Source organism: Salibacterium lacus (assembly GCF_042684865.1).
Classification (GTDB): Bacteria; Bacillota; Bacilli; order Bacillales; family Marinococcaceae; genus Salibacterium; species Salibacterium lacus.
Genome location: NZ_JBHUML010000005.1, coordinates 55,351 through 72,012, shown reverse-complemented (window position 1 = coordinate 72,012; position 16,662 = coordinate 55,351). Strand labels below are relative to the sequence as shown.

Annotated in this window: 12 protein-coding genes and 1 tRNA gene; 7 read left to right on the top strand and 6 right to left on the bottom strand. The window is 47.5% G+C overall.

Annotation, left to right across the window (positions count from 1 at the left end; genetic code table 11):
- Positions 1-22: 22 nt before the first annotated feature.
- Together ACFSUB_RS13415 and metE are read right to left on the bottom strand one after the other, a co-directional pair.
- On the bottom strand, positions 23-2,305 hold the full coding sequence (locus ACFSUB_RS13415; RefSeq protein WP_380713781.1) for a ribonucleoside-diphosphate reductase subunit alpha: 2,283 nt from the start codon (positions 2,303-2,305) through the stop codon (positions 23-25).
- A 50-nt stretch (positions 2,306-2,355) separates the two neighbouring features.
- Entirely contained in the window at positions 2,356-4,635 is a 2,280-nt protein-coding gene (metE, locus tag ACFSUB_RS13410) for a 5-methyltetrahydropteroyltriglutamate--homocysteine S-methyltransferase (protein ID WP_380713780.1), read from the bottom strand.
- A gap of 399 nt (positions 4,636-5,034) precedes the next feature.
- Here metE and ACFSUB_RS13405 point away from each other — a divergent pair, with 399 nt between their 5' ends.
- The 4 genes from ACFSUB_RS13405 to ACFSUB_RS13390 all read left to right on the top strand — a co-directional run bounded on the left by ACFSUB_RS13405 (position 5,035) and on the right by ACFSUB_RS13390 (position 9,801).
- Positions 5,035-5,616: a DNA-3-methyladenine glycosylase gene (locus tag ACFSUB_RS13405; protein WP_380713779.1), complete on the top strand. Its 582-nt coding sequence runs from the start codon at positions 5,035-5,037 to the stop codon at positions 5,614-5,616.
- A 281-nt stretch (positions 5,617-5,897) separates the two neighbouring features.
- The gene (gene ahpC / locus ACFSUB_RS13400; protein ID WP_380713778.1) at positions 5,898-6,461 is read left to right on the top strand and encodes an alkyl hydroperoxide reductase subunit C; all 564 of its coding nucleotides are present in this window, start codon (positions 5,898-5,900) and stop codon (positions 6,459-6,461) included.
- 114 nt (positions 6,462-6,575) lie between these two features.
- Positions 6,576-8,105, top strand: a complete 1,530-nt coding sequence (gene ahpF / locus ACFSUB_RS13395) for an alkyl hydroperoxide reductase subunit F (RefSeq protein WP_380713776.1) — start codon at positions 6,576-6,578, stop codon at positions 8,103-8,105.
- Between the two features lie 445 nt (positions 8,106-8,550).
- Positions 8,551-9,801: a YeeE/YedE family protein gene (locus ACFSUB_RS13390; protein ID WP_380713774.1), complete on the top strand. Its 1,251-nt coding sequence runs from the start codon at positions 8,551-8,553 to the stop codon at positions 9,799-9,801.
- 363 nt (positions 9,802-10,164) lie between these two features.
- Here the strand turns inward: ACFSUB_RS13390 and ACFSUB_RS13385 are convergent, their stop codons facing one another.
- A complete protein-coding gene (locus ACFSUB_RS13385; protein WP_380713772.1) occupies positions 10,165-10,326 on the bottom strand; it encodes a hypothetical protein in 162 nt (53 codons plus the stop codon).
- 17 nt (positions 10,327-10,343) lie between these two features.
- A complete protein-coding gene (locus tag ACFSUB_RS13380) occupies positions 10,344-11,072 on the bottom strand; it encodes an NAD-dependent deacylase (RefSeq protein WP_380713771.1) in 729 nt (242 codons plus the stop codon).
- Positions 11,073-11,190: 118 nt separating this feature from the next.
- Here ACFSUB_RS13380 and ACFSUB_RS13375 point away from each other — a divergent pair, with 118 nt between their 5' ends.
- Positions 11,191-11,697: a DUF1648 domain-containing protein gene (locus tag ACFSUB_RS13375; protein ID WP_380713770.1), complete on the top strand. Its 507-nt coding sequence runs from the start codon at positions 11,191-11,193 to the stop codon at positions 11,695-11,697.
- Positions 11,698-11,949: 252 nt separating this feature from the next.
- On the opposite strand, the gene ACFSUB_RS13370 is transcribed toward ACFSUB_RS13375, so the two are convergent.
- The gene (locus tag ACFSUB_RS13370) at positions 11,950-13,638 is read right to left on the bottom strand and encodes a retron Ec67 family RNA-directed DNA polymerase/endonuclease (protein ID WP_380713769.1); all 1,689 of its coding nucleotides are present in this window, start codon (positions 13,636-13,638) and stop codon (positions 11,950-11,952) included.
- 677 nt (positions 13,639-14,315) lie between these two features.
- Positions 14,316-14,403 (bottom strand) — tRNA-Leu (locus ACFSUB_RS13365).
- A gap of 113 nt (positions 14,404-14,516) precedes the next feature.
- Here ACFSUB_RS13365 and ACFSUB_RS13360 point away from each other — a divergent pair.
- Positions 14,517-15,887, top strand: a complete 1,371-nt coding sequence (locus tag ACFSUB_RS13360; RefSeq protein ID WP_380713768.1) for a dipeptidase — start codon at positions 14,517-14,519, stop codon at positions 15,885-15,887.
- A gap of 94 nt (positions 15,888-15,981) precedes the next feature.
- A complete protein-coding gene (locus ACFSUB_RS13355; RefSeq protein ID WP_380713767.1) occupies positions 15,982-16,647 on the top strand; it encodes a hypothetical protein in 666 nt (221 codons plus the stop codon).
- Positions 16,648-16,662 lie beyond the last annotated feature (15 nt).

Below are 16,662 nucleotides of genomic sequence, written 5' to 3'. Positions count from 1 at the left end.
ATGCTCCTTTCCGGCTTTGTTATCAGCTTTCGCAGCTTTCGCAGTCTTCTACGACGGACGAGGTGGATCTTGTGTAATACGTCGTTTTCAGACCGGAATGCCACGCCTGCATGTGCAGACCGAGCAGGTCTTTGGCCTTGATGCTGCGGGGAATATACAGGTTGAAGCTGACAGCCTGGTCAATGTGCTTCTGCCGGGCGGCGTTTTGCTTAATGCTCCACGACTGGTCGAGGTTGAACGCCGATTTGTAATACCAAATCGTCTTTGAACTGATGTCCGGTGCTGTAACAGGAGAGCGGAAGCCTTTTTTCTCTTCCACGTGTTCCTGCCGGAAGACCGGATCGATGCTCGCGGTGGAACCGGCGATCAGGGACGTCGTAGCGTTCGGTGCTACGGCAATCAGATAGCCGTTGCGGAGTCCGTTTTCCTGAATGGATTCGGACAGTTCGCGCCACGCGTCATCGCTCCAGCCTTCTGCTTCCGTGCGGTACGTACGCTCCAGATACCGCCCGGACTGCCATTCGCTTCCTTCAAATAATGGATAGGACCCTTTTTCTATCGCAAGGTCGCGGGAAGCTTTCAGCGTCAGGTAATTGATTTTTTCATACAAACGGTCAGCCAGCTCTACGGCTTCGTCTGTCTCCCAGCTTATCCCCTCGAGGGCAAGCAGGTGATGCCAGCCGAATGTGCCGAGTCCGACGGCGCGGTACCGTTCGTTGGTGTAACGTGCCTGCAGCACGTCAATCGTATTCAGGTCAATGACGTTATCAAGCATGCGGACCTGGATGGGAACGAGACGCTCCAGCACGTCTTCACGCACCGACTTGGCAAGCGAAATCGAGGAGAGGTTGCAGACAACCATATCTCCCGGGGACTTCTCGGTGATGATGGTTCCTTCTTCGGTCAGGTATTCCTCTTTCACCGTTGTCGGGCTCATGTTCTGCATGATTTCGGTGCAGAGGTTGGAACTGTACACGATGCCGGCGTGCTTGTTCGGGTTGTCCCGGTTCACGGTGTCGCGGTAGAACATGTACGGCGTGCCGGTTTCAAGCTGCGACTTCATGATGCGTTTCATGATATCAACGGCAGGCACGCGCTCGCGGCTCAGATCCGGGTGGTCGATGCACTGCTGATATTTTTCACGGAAGGAACCGGCTCCTTCTTTTTCATCGTAGAAGTCTTCAAGAGACCAGCCCATTACGGTCTGCACTTCATGTGGATCAAACAGGTACCAGTCTTCGCGGTTCTCCACTTTTTCCATGAAGAGATCCGGAATGCAGGCGCCGGTGAAAATATCATGGGTGCGCAGGCGTTCGTCGCCGGTGTTTAGTTTTGCGTCGAGAAATTCGAAAATGTCTTTATGCCATACGTCAAGGTAAACGGCGAACGCGCCTTGGCGCTGCCCGAGCTGATCGACCGATACGGCGGTGTTGTTCAACTGTTTCATCCAGCCCATTATACCGCCGGCGACGCCTTTATAGCCTTTAATGTCCGAACCGCGGCTGCGGAGTTTGCCAAAGTAGATGCCGACTCCGCCTCCGTTTTTCGACAGGTTGGCAACGTCGGTGTTGGAATCAAAAATGTTACGCAGGCTGTCATCGACAGTATCGATGAAGCAGGAACTGAGCTGGCCGGTGTTTTTACCGGCGTTGGTCAGCGTCGGTGTAGCTACGGTCATGTAGAGGTTCGACAGGGCCCAGTAAGCTTCTTTTACGAGTTCCAGACGCTTGGCGGCCGGTTCATTTATCATCAATTTCATCGCGATAATCATGAAGCGTTCCTGCGGGAGCTCAAATACATCGTTGTTTTTATCATTTGCCAGGTACTTGTGGGCAAGTGTAAGAATCCCGACATATGTAAACAGCTTATCCCGTTCCGGCTCGATTGCTTTTTCAAGCTCCATGATTTCTTCTTTGGAGTAGTCGCGCAGGAGGGTCTGATCATAAACACCTTTGGAGCCGAGTACTTTCAGCAGACCGTAAAGGGAGCCGTATTTTTCATCTGTGTCGTATGCACGGTTTTTTGATGCTTCTTTATACAGCCGGCGCAGGTAAATACCGGCAGCGACATACGTCCAGTCCGGTTCGTTGCGGTCAATCCGTTCGGATGCGTTTAACGCAAGCAGATGGGTGATCTGTTCGGACGCGTACGTGTCCTTGAATTCAATATTGGTGGTTACGTCATTTTTGAAGTCCAGGACGGATAGATTGGGGTAGCCGGCTGTTACGTCGTCGATGAAACGGCTCAGACGATCCCTGTCAAAAGGGAGCTCCCTGTTGCCGTTGTCTTTCGTAATTACTGTCACTTTGATTCCTCCATCAATAGGGGGGCTGTACAGCGGCCCCCTCTGCTGTTTTACTTCGTAGGCATCTGGCGTGCTTCTCTGCTTTCTCTTGCTGCCTGAACCATATGTTTCAGCGAGTCGACCGTTTCCGGTGTGTTCCTTGTTTTCAGGCCGCAGTCCGGATTGATCCAGAACAGGTCTGCCGGCAGTACACGCAACGCACGGTCAATCATTTCTTTCATTTCGTCGACAGAAGGAACCCGCGGGCTGTGAATATCATAAACACCGAGGCCGATTCCTTTCTCGTATACAGCTGTTTCAAAGGACTCGATCAGCTCGCCGTGGCTGCGGGATGTTTCGATGGAAATGACATCGGCATCGAGCGCACGGATGGATTCGATCATGTCCTGAAATTCGCTGTAACACATATGCGTATGAATTTGTGTAGACGGCTTTACATTGGACGTGGCCAGGCGGAACGCGGTTACGGACCAGTCCAGGTACTCGTCCCATTCCTCCCGTTTGAGCGGGAGACCTTCCCGTACTGCCGGTTCATCCACCTGGATCATGTCGATGCCGGCTTCCTCCAGTGCCTGCACTTCTCGGCTGAGGGCCACGGCAATCTGGTAAGAAGTTTCTTTTCTTGGAATGTCGTCCCGCTCAAACGACCAGTTCAGAATCGTCACCGGACCAGTCAGCATACCTTTTACCGGTTTATCAGTCAACGATTGTGCGTAACGGGATTCTTCCACAGTCATCGGCGCTTCAAACGTGACATCGTCGTAAATGACCGGCGGCTTGACGCAGCGCGATCCGTAGGACTGCACCCAGCCGTAGCTTGTAAAGGCAAATCCATTCAGTTTTTCCCCGAAAAATTCGACCATGTCATTGCGCTCAAATTCTCCATGTACAAGAACATCCAGACCAATATCATCCTGCAGTTCCATCCATTCCTTGATTTTGCCGCGGATAAATTCGTTATAGGCTTCCGGGCTCTTTTCTCCTTTACGGAACTGCTGACGCGCCACGCGGACTTCTTTTGTCTGCGGGAAACTGCCGATGGTTGTTGTCGGCAGAAGCGGAAGTTCCCATTTCTCGTCCTGGTATTTTTTCCGCTCGGCAAAGGGAAGTTCCCGTTTGGACGGCAGGGACCTGCGCTCTTTTGTTAAGTCTGCCGACTGCTGGCGGTACGTGTTGGCGAAGGTTTTCAGCGCCTGCTGGTTTTCTTCCATAGTCTCTGCAGCTCCGTGTCCGTTGAGGGCGTCCGTTAGTGCAGCAACTTCTTCCAGTTTTTCGTCAGCAAACGAGAGAGCGCCGTAAAGGACGGAGTCAAGCTTTGTTTCCAATGTTTTGGTCACCGGTACGTGAAGCAGACTGCAGGACGGCTGAATGATTTTATCCGACTCTGGTGTGAGTTCGTCAATCTCTTTCAGCAGTTCTTCCTTTGCTTTCAAATCGGCGCGCCATATGTTGCGGCCGTCAATAAGGCCGGCGGCGAGCGTTTTTTCTTCCGGGAATCCGAATTGTTTCAAGGCAGCCATGTTTTTCTCATATCCATGAACAAAATCCAGCCCGATACCGGCAGTCGGCAGGCTTGTTACCTTTTCGTAAAAATGAACACCTTCAAAGTAGGTCTGAAGTAGAATGGAAAGTTCCGGAACATCTGCGGCGAACGTCTCGTAGATGTGCTGTACAGAACGGAATTCCTCTTCGCTTATTGTCGGCACGAGAGAAGGTTCATCTATCTGGACCCAGGAGGCGCCGGCTTCCTGAAGCTGCTGCAGCACCTTCGTGTAAAGCGGAAGAAGCTGCTCCAGTTTCGCTTCAAAGTCGGCAGTGTCATAGCCTTTGGACAGCTTCAAAAACGTGAATGGTCCGATAAGAACCGGCTTTGTTTCCATCCCCAGCTCCTCTTTGGCTTCTTTATAATCCTGAAGCGGTTTGTTTTCCTGAAGGGATGGGGTGATTCCGCCGAGTTCCGGCACGATATAATGATAATTGGTGTTGAACCATTTTGTCATTTCACACGCCGGTGCTTCATCTGTGCCGCGTGCCATGTTGAAATAGGTCTGCAGCGTATTCCCGCTGCCTTGAAACCGTTCGGGAACGACTCCGAACATGACAGCTGTATCCAGTATGTGGTCATAGTAGGAAAAATCACCGGAAGGAACAAGCGCGATACCTTTATTCTTCTGTTTTTGGAGATACTGAAGCCGGAGTTCTTTCATCGTCTGCAGAAATTCATCCCGGCTGGTTTTTTCCGACCAATAGCTTTCAAGGGCCCGCTTCCATTCACGGTTTTCCCCCAGCCGCGGGTAGCCGGGGGTACTGCTGGTCCAGTTATTTTCCATGTGGGTGCCTCCTTGGTAAAATAAAGTGTCCATAATGAAAGATTAAAGCCGTAAAAAAAGGTATTTTTACAGTTACGGCGCACGGGAGAAGCGTAAGTAAAAATACCCGGCTGGATACGTGCATCTGACACCTGTCTGTCTCCCAACAGACCGCTTGGCGTCATAAAACAGACAGATCAGCCGGTGTTTCCTATGAAAGAAGTGAAAATTCCGGCTGCAGCTACGGCAGATTAACGCCATTCTGAAAAAGAAAAAATCAGGGTGCCTGTTTCCGTCATATATCCATGTTTGTAGACAAACTATATCGCTTGTACTCCCGTCCTGTCAAGGGCGCCTGAACCGCATATATAGTGTTTGACTTAGATGTAAATACCAACATGTACGAGGTGAAGCGTAATAATGGGATATTTTGATTTCGAAAAAATTTTTTGTGGATCTACGCTGCAAACAGCAGTTGATCTGCTCGGGTGTACGCTCGTAAAAGAAACAGAAGAAGGGACCGCCGCCGGGAGAATTGTGGAGACCGAAGCCTATACAGGTCCTGAAGACCGGGCCGCCCACAGCTACGGCGGTAAAAGAACAAAAAGAACGGAAATTATGTTCCGCGCCCCAGGACATGTGTATACATTTGAAATGCACACCCACTGTCTTGTGAATGTGGTGACCGAGCCGGAAGGAAGGCCGGAAGCTGTGTTGATCCGGGCGCTTGAGCCGGTGGAAGGAATCGAGCTCATGCGCGCGCGCCGGAAGCGTCAGAAGGACACAGAATTAACGAACGGCCCCGGAAAATTAACGAAAGCACTTGGTATTACAATGAATGATTACGGAGGCCATTTTTCTGAAAAACCGCTGTACATTGTGCCGGGTGAAAATCCCGCAGAGATTTCTTCGGGCCCCCGGATAGGAATTGAGAACACAGGAGAAGCTAGAGACTATCTCTACAGGTTTTGGGAAACGCGAAATCGATTTGTGTCGAGATAAGGTGCTGTAACCATTCCAGGGCGCTGACAGAGTCTCCCGTTCTCAATTAGCTGCTTACATTAATAATGACATATAAAGCGCTTTCATAAAGTTTGGTGTTTATCTGCTGATTAATCGGGGGAAAAGAACATGTAGTTATAAAGAATGTGTTTGATAATTGGATGACAATTTTTAATAGTTCTTATAAGAAAAAAACCATTATATTTTCATGAATGGCAATGTTAATGGTACGATAGAAAATGTACATCCAATATTGTTTATCAAGAAGGAGGACCTATACCATGTCACTAATAGGAAAAGAAGTAGAGCCATTTCAAGCCAAGGCATTTCATCAAGGTGAGTTTATCGATGTATCTGAAGAAAATTTCAAAGGTCAATGGAGCGTTGTCGTTTTTTATCCGGCAGACTTCTCCTTTGTGTGCCCGACAGAACTTGAAGACATGCAGGAGCAGTATGAAGAGCTGAAAAAACTTGGAACCGAAGTATATTCGGTTTCCACAGATACACATTTTGTGCACAAGGCATGGCATGAAGCGTCGGAATCCATCAATAAGATTGAGTATACCATGATCGGTGATCCGTCGCAGCAGCTTTCCCGCAACTTTGATGTGCTGCGCGAAGAGGAAGGCCTGGCTGACCGCGGCACCTTCATCATTGATCCGGACGGCGTCATTCAGACCGTGGAAGTCAACGCAGACGGCATCGGCCGTGACGCAAGCACGATCATCAGCAAAATCAAAGCCGCACAGTATGTACGTGAAAATCCGGATGAAGTATGCCCTGCCAAATGGGATGAAACCGGTGAAACACTGAAGCCGAGCCTTGATCTGGTAGGTAAAATCTAAGAGAAGAACCATTATTCGTGAAGAAGACGAAGACATGATGCTTTCAGGGGGTTCGATGCTTTTTAAAGCGTCGAACTTCCTTACTGTTGAGTTAAAGCGAAAGAGAGGGTCCATATGCTCGATCAGGAGATTAAATCACAACTTAAAGAGTATTTGAAGCTGCTCGAAAACGATATTGTTCTTAAAGTACAGTTTGGATCCGATGATGTTTCCAAAGAAGTAGATGAGCTGGTGCAGGAAATCACCGGTATGAGTGATAAAATTACGATGCAGCAGAGTGAATTCCCAAGAGTACCGAGTTTCAGCGTCAACCGTCCCGGCGAAGATACCGGGGTTGTTTTTTCCGGTGTTCCGCTCGGTCATGAATTCACATCTCTGGTCCTTGCTTTACTGCAGGTGAGCGGCCGTGCTCCGAAAGAAGAGGAGAACGTGCTCGAACAGATCAGGCAGCTGCAGGGACCGCTTCATTTTGAGACATTTGTCAGCCTTTCCTGCCATAACTGCCCGGATGTCGTGCAGGCATTGAACCTTATGAGTGTCATCAACCCGGATATCACTCATACGATGATTGAAGGATCGGCCTTTAAAGATGAGGCGGAAAATAAAGACGTGATGGCCGTACCGTCCGTCTACTTGAACGGAGACTCCTTTGTGGACGGGCGCCAGACGCTGAAAAGCATTCTCGAAAAACTCGGCAATACCACGGTCGATGTGGAAGCTCTCAATAGTAAAGATCCTTACGATATGCTTATCATCGGCGGCGGTCCGGCCGGCGCGAGCGCAGCGATCTATGCGGCAAGAAAAGGCATCCGTACCGGTATCGTAGCGGACCGTTTCGGCGGCCAGGTAGCGGATACGAAAGGCATTGAAAACTTTGTCGCGACCAAGTATACAGAAGGCCCGCAGCTGACAGCGAGCCTTGAGGAACACGTCCGTGACTATAATGTAGATATTCTGGATGCCATGTCCGCCAAATCACTGGAGAAAAAAGATGAATTTGAGCTGGAACTGGAAAACGGTGCCGCTCTGCAAAGCAAAACGATTGTTCTTTCCACCGGCGCCAGCTGGAAAACAATCGGTATACCAGGCGAAGCGGAATTCACCAATAAAGGCGTCGCCTACTGCCCGCATTGTGACGGCCCGATGTTTGAAGGAAAAGACGTTGCCGTTATCGGCGGAGGCAACTCCGGTATTGAAGCTGCCATCGATCTGGCCGGTATCGTCAAACACGTTACGATTCTCGAATTCCTTCCTGAGCTGAATGCAGACAGTGTGCTGCAGGAGCGGGTGAACAGCCTTTCGAACGTGTCGGTCATCACCAATGCACGCACCTCTGAAATTTACGGTGACAGTAAGGTGCAGGGGCTGAGTTATGTAGACCGCGAATCCGATGAGGAGCACAGCATCGAACTCGCCGGTGTTTTTGTCCAGATCGGCCTTGATCCTAATACGGGATGGCTCGAAGACACTGTTGAAAAGAATAAGTTCGGTGAAATCGTTGTGGATAAAACAGGTGCCACCGATGTTCCCGGCGTATTCGCGGCCGGAGACTGCACGGACATGCCGTACAAACAGATCATCACGTCGATGGGATCCGGTGCGGCTGCAGCACTGGGAGCCTTTGACTATATGATTCGAAATTAAGAAGAAGAGAGTTTGGGACAAAAGCACATGATGCGGCAGATAACACGAATTTTCCGGTTCACTAATCAAAAGCTGTATAGCAGCGGAGCCAAAATGCTTTGACTCCTGCGGGAACAGCACGAGTCTCAAGACCCCGCAGGAAGCGGTTTTCTTCCGAGGAGGCTTGAGCCGTGCCCGCGGAAAGCAAAGCATTTTGGCGTAGCGGCTTGTCTCAGCAACGAAAAATACCGAACGATTTTTTGAAATCGTTCGGTATTTTTCTATCTTATAGAAGTTTTGTCTCAGACTCTTTTTGTGTAATGAAAAAAGGCGCGGCACAGCGCGGAATTCCGGGGAAAATGTATGACAGCATATAACTTTACAAGCCGAATGACAGGGGTATATAATGTTATTTGAATTAAAACCCTACTATTACTATAGGTATTATAAGAAAGAGGTGGATAATATGGCGGTTCAAGCAGAAGCTGTTACCAGTCATCAACACGAAGGCGCCAAAGATCCCGGTTTGAACCCGGCCCAGACGCCGCTTGTTGTCGGTGCCCTTATTGTATCGGCAATATTAACCATTTTCCTGGCTGTCACACAACAGCCTGCCCAGCCAATCCTTTTAATTCTCGGGCTGTTACTTGGCTATACGTTATTCCATGCCAGGTTCGGATTCACTTCTGCCTTCCGGAGGTTCGCTTCCGTCGGAAACGGGCAGGCGCTGCGGGCGCATATGGTTATGCTCGCGGTTGCCGTTACGCTGTTCGCTCCGATTCTTGCAATAGGCGTCACTTTTTTCGGAGGAGCCGCAACGGGTAACATCGCACCAATTGGTGTCAGCCTTGTCGTCGGCGCATTTTTATTCGGCCTTGGCATGCAGCTTGGAGGCGGGTGCGCATCCGGTACATTGTACGCCGTCGGCGGGGGGCGCTCCGTGATGTTTGTGACCCTGCTCTTTTTCATCATCGGCGCGACCCTCGGCGCCTACCATCTGCCGTTTTGGTCTGAGGAAATGCCGTCGTTTGGATCGGTATCCCTTGCAACATCAACCGGACTCGGCTACTTCGGCGCATGGGTCGTTTCGATTCTCTTTTTCGGATTCATCATTTGGTGGACCCTGCGCCGTGAGAAAAAGACACAGCCGCCCCGCATGCCCGCACTACCGAAGGCATCAGGCTGGAAGAGAATTCTCCGCGGATCATGGCCGCTCATAACCGCAGCTGTCGTGCTTGCAGTCCTTAACGCGCTGACACTTCTTACCCGCGGCAGCGGCTGGGGTGTCACGTCAGGGTTTACCCTCTGGGGATCCCAGGTTCTTCAAACGATGGGAATCGACGTGGCCAGCTGGGGATACTGGCAGGGAAGCAGCGCCGAAACGCTGCAGTCCAGTGTTTTCGCCCACGGAACCAGCGTTTTGAACTTCGGTGTCATTCTCGGCGCCTTTATCGCATCTGCGGCAGGCGGTCTGTTCCGTTTTACCAGCATGAACAAGAAAAACGTATCCGCCGCTGTCATCGGCGGTCTGTTGATGGGATACGGCGCCCGTCTGGCCTTTGGCTGTAATATCGGTGCGTATTTCACCGGTATCGCCTCGTTCAGTCTGCACGGCTATCTATGGGGCATTCTCGCCCTTGCCGGCACCTTTGTAGCCCTTTTTATCCGGCCGCTGTTCGGACTGTCTGTGCCAAAATCCAAAGACTCGTTCTGCTGACGTATGAGTGGTTTGTGCAGGCAGCACGTGGTTTGGAGATGGCTAAGCCTTACAATTTGGTAGAACGACTGCGATTGTGACGCGTAGAAAAGCGGTAAGAATCACAATCGGAGCGGCAAGCCGAGAAAGTGTGGTTTAGGCAACGTCTAAGAGTTACAATGATTGTTTGAAAAGCAGAAAGTGCAGCGTAGACCAGCGCACGTCCAAAAATGGGCGTGCGCTTTTTATGATGATCGGGGAAAATGTTCAGCTTGGATGGCTGAACGTCACAATCCGGCAGAGAGGCTGCGATTGTGACGCGTAGAAAAGCGGTAAGAGTCACCATTGGAGCGGCAAGCCGAAAAAGTGAGGTGTAGACATCGTCTAATAGTCACAATAGCTGCTTGAAAAGCAGAAAGTACAGTGTAGACAAGTGCACCCGGTAAGACCGGACTCCAGCGCAGTAAAACCGGCCTGCATGCCAAACAGCAGCACCGCTCCCAGCATCATCCGCACCATATCGATATGAAACAAAAGATCTTCCATAAAAAAAGGACCCTGAATTAAGGTCCGTCCTGGAGGCAGGCATCTGCTTCACGGAGCACGGTGCTGATCTTTTCTCCATGGAAGACCAGATCCGCTTCCTCATCCATTTCTGTTGGCGTTTGATTGATGATGACAAGCCGGGCGCCCTGCTGCTTGGCTTCCAATGGAAAATGCGATGCGGGGGCGACGGTGAGGCTGGTACCGAGAACGAGGAAAAGATCGGCCCGGGCGGCTTCCTGCTGGGCGGTTGTGATGGCTTTTTCCGGAAGTATTTCACCGAAAAGTACGATGTTCGGCCGGAGAAAGCCGCCGCAGACAGGGCAGGCCGTGTCATAATCCGGATAACGGCTGTTCTCTGCAGGATGTCCGCAGGAATGGCAGTGCAGTCCCGCGATGGAACCGTGCAGTTCCGCCGTGTTCCGGCTGCCGGCCTGCTGATGGAGCCCGTCCGCATTCTGGGTAATCACGTTCTGCACCCATCCCTGTTTTTCCCAGTCTGCCAGAATGCGGTGTCCTTCATTGGGTTCCACGCCATGCAGGGCTTCAATGCGTGAGCGGTAAAACTCGAAGAAATCATCGCGGTGGTGTTCCATCGCATCCACACTCGCAAGCGCCGCCGGATCGCGGTTTTGCCATAACCCTGTATTTGAACGAAAATCCGGCAGTCCGCTTCCAGTGGACATGCCCGCCCCGGTCATCACAACGGTATGGTTTGATTCTCTTAAAAGATCAGCCAGTTCACTCATGCCATCACCTCTTCTTGTGAGCTGTTGTAATTTCCATTATCCTAAATATAAAGAACAGATTGCAATGATGAAAATACGAAGAAAGCACAGAAGTGTTTGTTCAAAGGGAGAGGAATGGATGGCAGCGTTGCAGGATCGTCCTAAAATCAATATTCCAAAAACAAAAAGCGAAAAAGTGTGGGATTTCACCGGGTATTTGTGTTTTTTCTGTTCTCTTGTTTTTCTGCTCCTGACCTGGAGCGCACTTCCGGAGCAGGTTCCCGCCCATTATAACGCAGCGGGGGAGGTGGACCGCACGGGGGCGAAATGGGAGCTCCTGATTCTGCCGGGCATCGGGGTTTTTACTATTATGTTGATGACCCTGTTTGAAAAGTTCCCGGAAATCCATAACTATCCCAAGCGGTTGAATGCATCCAATGCCGTCCATTTTTACCGCAGCAGCCGGAAGATGGTGAACCAGCTGAAAAATATCTGCCTGATTATGTTTGCCTTCCTTTCAGTGGAATCGATCACTATTGCACTCGGCTGGAGAGAAGGGGCAGGGGGATGGATGCTGCCCATTATTCTGATTGGAGTCTTCACTCCGATTGTGACGGGCATGATGAAGCGGAGAAAGATAGAGTGATTGAAGATCGAAATACTTAGTTCTCTAAATTTATAAACTATTTACTTCGTTTGTTGAGAAAGGTATCGAATTCCTAGAATTTCAGTGAATAAACATAAGATATGTTATATTAGGAAATTTGAGTACGTGAACAAGAAAAAGAATTGATGAATCACTAGTTTCTATAATTATTAGATCAAAAAGGTAGGCAAAGTTCTATAGTCTGGGTTTCATCTTTTCATCTAAGTAAGAAATCGTCTCTTTTTAAATGTATTAAGGATTGTTATAGTCTTTAATAGCGTTATTTATGTTATTTAATACACATTTGAAATTATAAAAATTTATGTTGCGATAGTTTTGTGATATAAATTGAGAAAATTTTTGTTTTCCATAGTGCATATCAGTATCCATTTTATTATTTTTATTGAAGGTCTTTCCATTAATTTTATGATTTAAAATTTTATCTTCGAACAAATCTTCAATATCAGATTCTAGTCTGTCATTAACTAATGGAACAGTTAATAAATATAGATTATTCCTAATATTAACTATTAGTTCACTTTTTAAAGTTTCATTAGTTTCATTATCAAGTTGGGCGTGATTAACAATCTTCTTCAAGGGCTTTCCATTAACCAATTCATTATCATACAGTAAAAATACAGGGTTATGCGGCAAAGTATTACTTTTATCTTTAAAGTAATTTAAAAGGTTTGGAGCACCTCCTTTTCCACTAAAAAGGTTATAAATTTTGATGAGCCCCTCTGCACCATCCTTATTGATATCTAGAAAGTAATTTAATCTTTTAGATTTTTTTAAAAATGAAATCTTAAATTCGAACGTTTCATCTTTTGTTTTAGTAATTAAATTAGGATATTCACGATACATATTCTTTAAAGCTGATTTTAAATAAGCAATATCTGTTTTACCTTCCGTAATAACAAGGGGCTTTGAATTAGCATAAAAGTATTTATAAAATAGAAATTTTTGGTAATCTCGTTCACTTGCTTTAAAATTAGCAAATCTATTATTATAATCTTTTGGACTTCCTCCAATTTTATGGTTGTTATACCAATCAAGTTGATTGATAAAAGCAAACCTTCCTTCTAATTGATTGATACTGGCTTCTTCTCCATCAATCTCAAATTTTCCTTGTTTGTAAAGGGTATTAGCCATGGCTCTAGTTTTCTTATAATAATCTCGGTTTACATTCACTTTTTTATTAACGACGAGACCAGTAACTACTTGTCTTGAATCTTTAAACTGCAATCTTGTTTTCTTATCATTAATGTTAAATCCAGAACGTTTCAATTCTTTAGTTATTTCTTCAAGAAAATCTGATTCTTTTTCTGAAAAATTTTTTTCATTAGTCGAAAAAGTTAAATCATCCGCATAGCGTGTATAGTCCACCTTAAATTTTCTTGAAATTTTCAACAACCTGAGGTCAAGTATTTCACAAATTAAGTTCGTAATAACCGGAGAACTAGGTGCACCTTGTGGCAGCTTTCCTTGGTAAGATGATAATTGTGCTATTACTGTTGCTACCTCAATAGGTAATGATAAATGAGCGTTCTTGATAAAAAAACCTCTGACACGTCCAAAATGAAAACTTTCAAAAAAACTTTCTAAATCGATATTTAAAACGAATCTTTTATTCCGGTGAATTTTTGCATTTGTTATGATTCCCTTGTTTTTTTCAAATGCATGAGAAAGGTTATTTTGTTTATCTTTCCATTTCTGTTCTTGGTGTTTATATAAAGTTTTAGTAAGTTTTTGTTGAATATCTTTAAGTTCTCTCATTGGAGCATCAATTTTTCGTACGCCACCGTTTTTCTTTTCTATCTCAAACGAATGATACAAATTATCAACTTTCTTTTTATACAATATATAAGAAAGTTTTTTTCTAGGTATTCTCAGAAAATCTGCAAGCTCATTTCGTGTTTTAATATTATGCAATTCTTTCATATAATTCAAAGATCTCCTTTGTAAAAAACGTGTGGCTACTCATTAAGCGAAGCAAAGGCAGCCAATGTGTGTCGGATAGCCGGTGGCATGACGACAGCAAATGTCCCAGCCATTTTTGTCACTACTTGCGAATCACAAGTAATAAAATCTAGCCACACGTTTATAAAATAATTATACTATAATTATTTTTGTGTGTCCTTAATTAAGTATGATTGTTTGATTTAAAAGTCATTTGCAACGGCAGAAGGCATAGTAAAAGTTATCGTTATTTTATTATCATGAAGGTAACTAATACAATCCAACATAACAGAGGGAATAACGATGGACCGCTCTTATCTGATGGTATTTATTGGGGGTGACTCAAACTCTTCGTGGTCAGGCAAAATCTTTAAGACATTGCAGACGTAATTGGACTTCATAGGTCAACGATCATCCGAGAACAGTAGCGGTTAAAAGCAACCCAGCAAGTATCGTATTTATTAGAATTTCAGCTTTATTTTTAAGAAATAAGATGCGTGCATTGTGGGACAAGTATAATTTCAACATCTAAATGAGGCAGCGTAGTTAATAGAAGCTCGAAGAAGTTTTTGGATTTGTATCATAGAACATAAAAAAACAGCGCTGACTTTTAAGCCAGCACTGTTTTGTATTATAGGTCCTGCATTTCATGTTAAAATTGGTGCGGCTGAGAGGACTTGAACCTCCAAGGGCGCTATGCCCACACGGACCTGAACCGTGCGCGTCTGCCAGTTCCGCCACAACCGCAAGACAAATTCTATTATATAAGAACCCTCCTGATTATGCAAGGGGGTTTTTAAATATTTTTTTTAGAAATGGCATGATACAATAAAAACATCAAATCACGGGGAGGCAGTGACATGGATTTTTCCTATATAACGGACAATCAGAAACGGTTTATCGATGAATTAACGGAGTTTCTCCGGATACCGAGTATTTCGACGCTGCCGGAGTACAAAGAAAGTGTGAAACAAGCGGGGGAGTGGACGGCGTCCCGGCTGCAGCAGGCCGGCATAGAAAACGTGAAGGTGATGGAGACAAACGGCCATCCGATTGTTTACGGGGACTGGCTTCATGCCGAAGGGGCGCCGACGATCCTCTTCTACGGGCATTATGACGTGCAGCCGGCGGAACCGCTGGAGCTGTGGAACAGCCAGCCGTTTGATCCCGTTATCGAAAACGGCCGGATTTATGCCAGAGGGGCAACAGACATGAAAGCTAACGTCCTGCTTCCGGTCATCGCCTGTGAAGCGTGGCTGAAAGAATCGAAAACACTTCCTGTGAATGTGAAATTCCTGTTTGAAGGGGAAGAAGAGATTGGCAGTCCGTCGCTGGCTTCGTTTATGGAAGAAAACAAAGAGATGCTGCGCGCCGATACCGCCATCAGCGCTGATTCCGGTCGGAGGGAAGAAGACCAGCCTGCTTCGATGGTCAGCCTGCGCGGGCTTGCCGGTGTGCAGATTGATGTGCGGAGTGCAGGCGGTGATCTTCACTCCGGTCTGTACGGCGGAGCTGTTCCAAACAGCGCACAGGCTCTCGCGCGGATTCTCGATTCACTGAAACACGAAGACGGGAGCGTAGCAGTGGAAGGTTTTTATGACGACGTGATCGAACGCAGCGATGAGGAAAAAGAAAACATCAATGCCACCTTCAGCTCCGAGGAAACATTTCAGAAGAATGCAGGGGTGAACCAGGTGTACGGGGAACCCGGCTATACTCCGGGCGAACAGACGCTCATCCGTCCCACGCTTGATATTAACGGATTGTGGGGAGGGTATCAGGGCATTGGGGTGAAAACCGTCATTCCGGCCGATTCCCACGCCAAAGTAACGTGCCGCCTCGTACCCGACCAGGATCCGGAGCGGGTGATCGAGCTCATCCGGCAGCATGTAGAACGCCATGCACCGGCAGAAGTAGAGGCGTTGGTCATTCCGCTCGAAGGAAAAGCATACCCGTATATGCTGCCGGCAGATCATCCCGCATTGAAAGCCGTGGAAGAGGCTGTACAGCAGGTGGAGGAAAAATCCTCTCATCAACTTCGTATCGGCGGATCCATTCCCATTACCGGACTGCTCCAGCAGCTGCTCGATGTTCATACCATTCAACTCGGCTATTCCGTCTTTGACGAAGGCATGCACGCACCGAACGAATTTTACAGACTCAGTCAGTTTGAAAAAGGCCAGAAAGTCTACACCCAACTTCTCCAGGAACTCGCGGAATACCTTGGATAAATCGAGGGTAAAGAAAACCGGAGCTGCCCTGCTCCGGTTTCTGGATTTAAAGTGGTTATTCCATCATACATACCAAAGAAAGTAGTGGCTGAACATGAGTGCAGCGAACACCGAGCGTTCTAATCTGGATATCACGTATGAAATCATCATGGTGCTTTTGGCAGCGTTATCGATTGGAACGCTTTGGTATGACACCGCGGCGGAGAATTACCTGATATGGGGAACGTGGGGCGTGTTTTTCGCGGATTTTGTCTACCGGATCTGGCGCGCGGACAACAAATGGCAGTTTATCAAGTCCAATCCCTTTCTTGTCATTGCCGTTATTCCTCTCGATGCCATTTTCCAGTTTGCGCGTTTTGCGAGAGTCCTCCACCTTCTCCGTCTGAAGACGATTACAAAATATTATACAATGCCGCTGATCCGTTTTCTGAAAAAGCAGAACCTGGCGCTTGTCGCTTCTTCGGCATTCGGCTTTTTGTTTATTACCATCATTCCTCTCTATCATCTGGAGCCGGCGCTGACCAGTTACTGGGACGCTTTCTCCAGCAGCCTGTTGTCGCTCGTTTTTTTCGGACGGTCGGACTTTGATCCCGTCACCGGGGCAGGACATTTTCTGCTCGTGCTGCTCAGCATTCTCGGCGTAGTGCTGTACGGTCTTCTCATCAGCACTGCGTTTGATATTCTTTCCCAGACAAGCTTCGTGCAAAAATGGCTGAAAAAAGGAAAAGAAAAATGGAAAAAGCATTCTAAGCGGACATAATCCGGCATAAGGTGA

Excerpts from the sequence above, each read along its gene's own strand:
- metE (WP_380713780.1), bottom strand. The coding sequence starts at position 4,635 with ATGGAAAATAACTGGACCAGCAGTACCCCCGGCTACCCGCGGCTGGGG.
- ACFSUB_RS13405 (WP_380713779.1), top strand. The coding sequence starts at position 5,035 with ATGGGATATTTTGATTTCGAAAAAATTTTTTGTGGATCTACGCTGCAA.
- ahpC (WP_380713778.1), top strand. The coding sequence starts at position 5,898 with ATGTCACTAATAGGAAAAGAAGTAGAGCCATTTCAAGCCAAGGCATTT.
- ahpF (WP_380713776.1), top strand. The coding sequence starts at position 6,576 with ATGCTCGATCAGGAGATTAAATCACAACTTAAAGAGTATTTGAAGCTG.
- ACFSUB_RS13390 (WP_380713774.1), top strand. The coding sequence starts at position 8,551 with ATGGCGGTTCAAGCAGAAGCTGTTACCAGTCATCAACACGAAGGCGCC.
- ACFSUB_RS13385 (WP_380713772.1), bottom strand. The coding sequence starts at position 10,326 with ATGGAAGATCTTTTGTTTCATATCGATATGGTGCGGATGATGCTGGGA.
- ACFSUB_RS13380 (WP_380713771.1), bottom strand. The coding sequence starts at position 11,072 with ATGAGTGAACTGGCTGATCTTTTAAGAGAATCAAACCATACCGTTGTG.
- ACFSUB_RS13375 (WP_380713770.1), top strand. The coding sequence starts at position 11,191 with ATGGCAGCGTTGCAGGATCGTCCTAAAATCAATATTCCAAAAACAAAA.
- ACFSUB_RS13370 (WP_380713769.1), bottom strand. The coding sequence starts at position 13,638 with ATGAAAGAATTGCATAATATTAAAACACGAAATGAGCTTGCAGATTTT.
- ACFSUB_RS13360 (WP_380713768.1), top strand. The coding sequence starts at position 14,517 with ATGGATTTTTCCTATATAACGGACAATCAGAAACGGTTTATCGATGAA.
- ACFSUB_RS13355 (WP_380713767.1), top strand. The coding sequence starts at position 15,982 with ATGAGTGCAGCGAACACCGAGCGTTCTAATCTGGATATCACGTATGAA.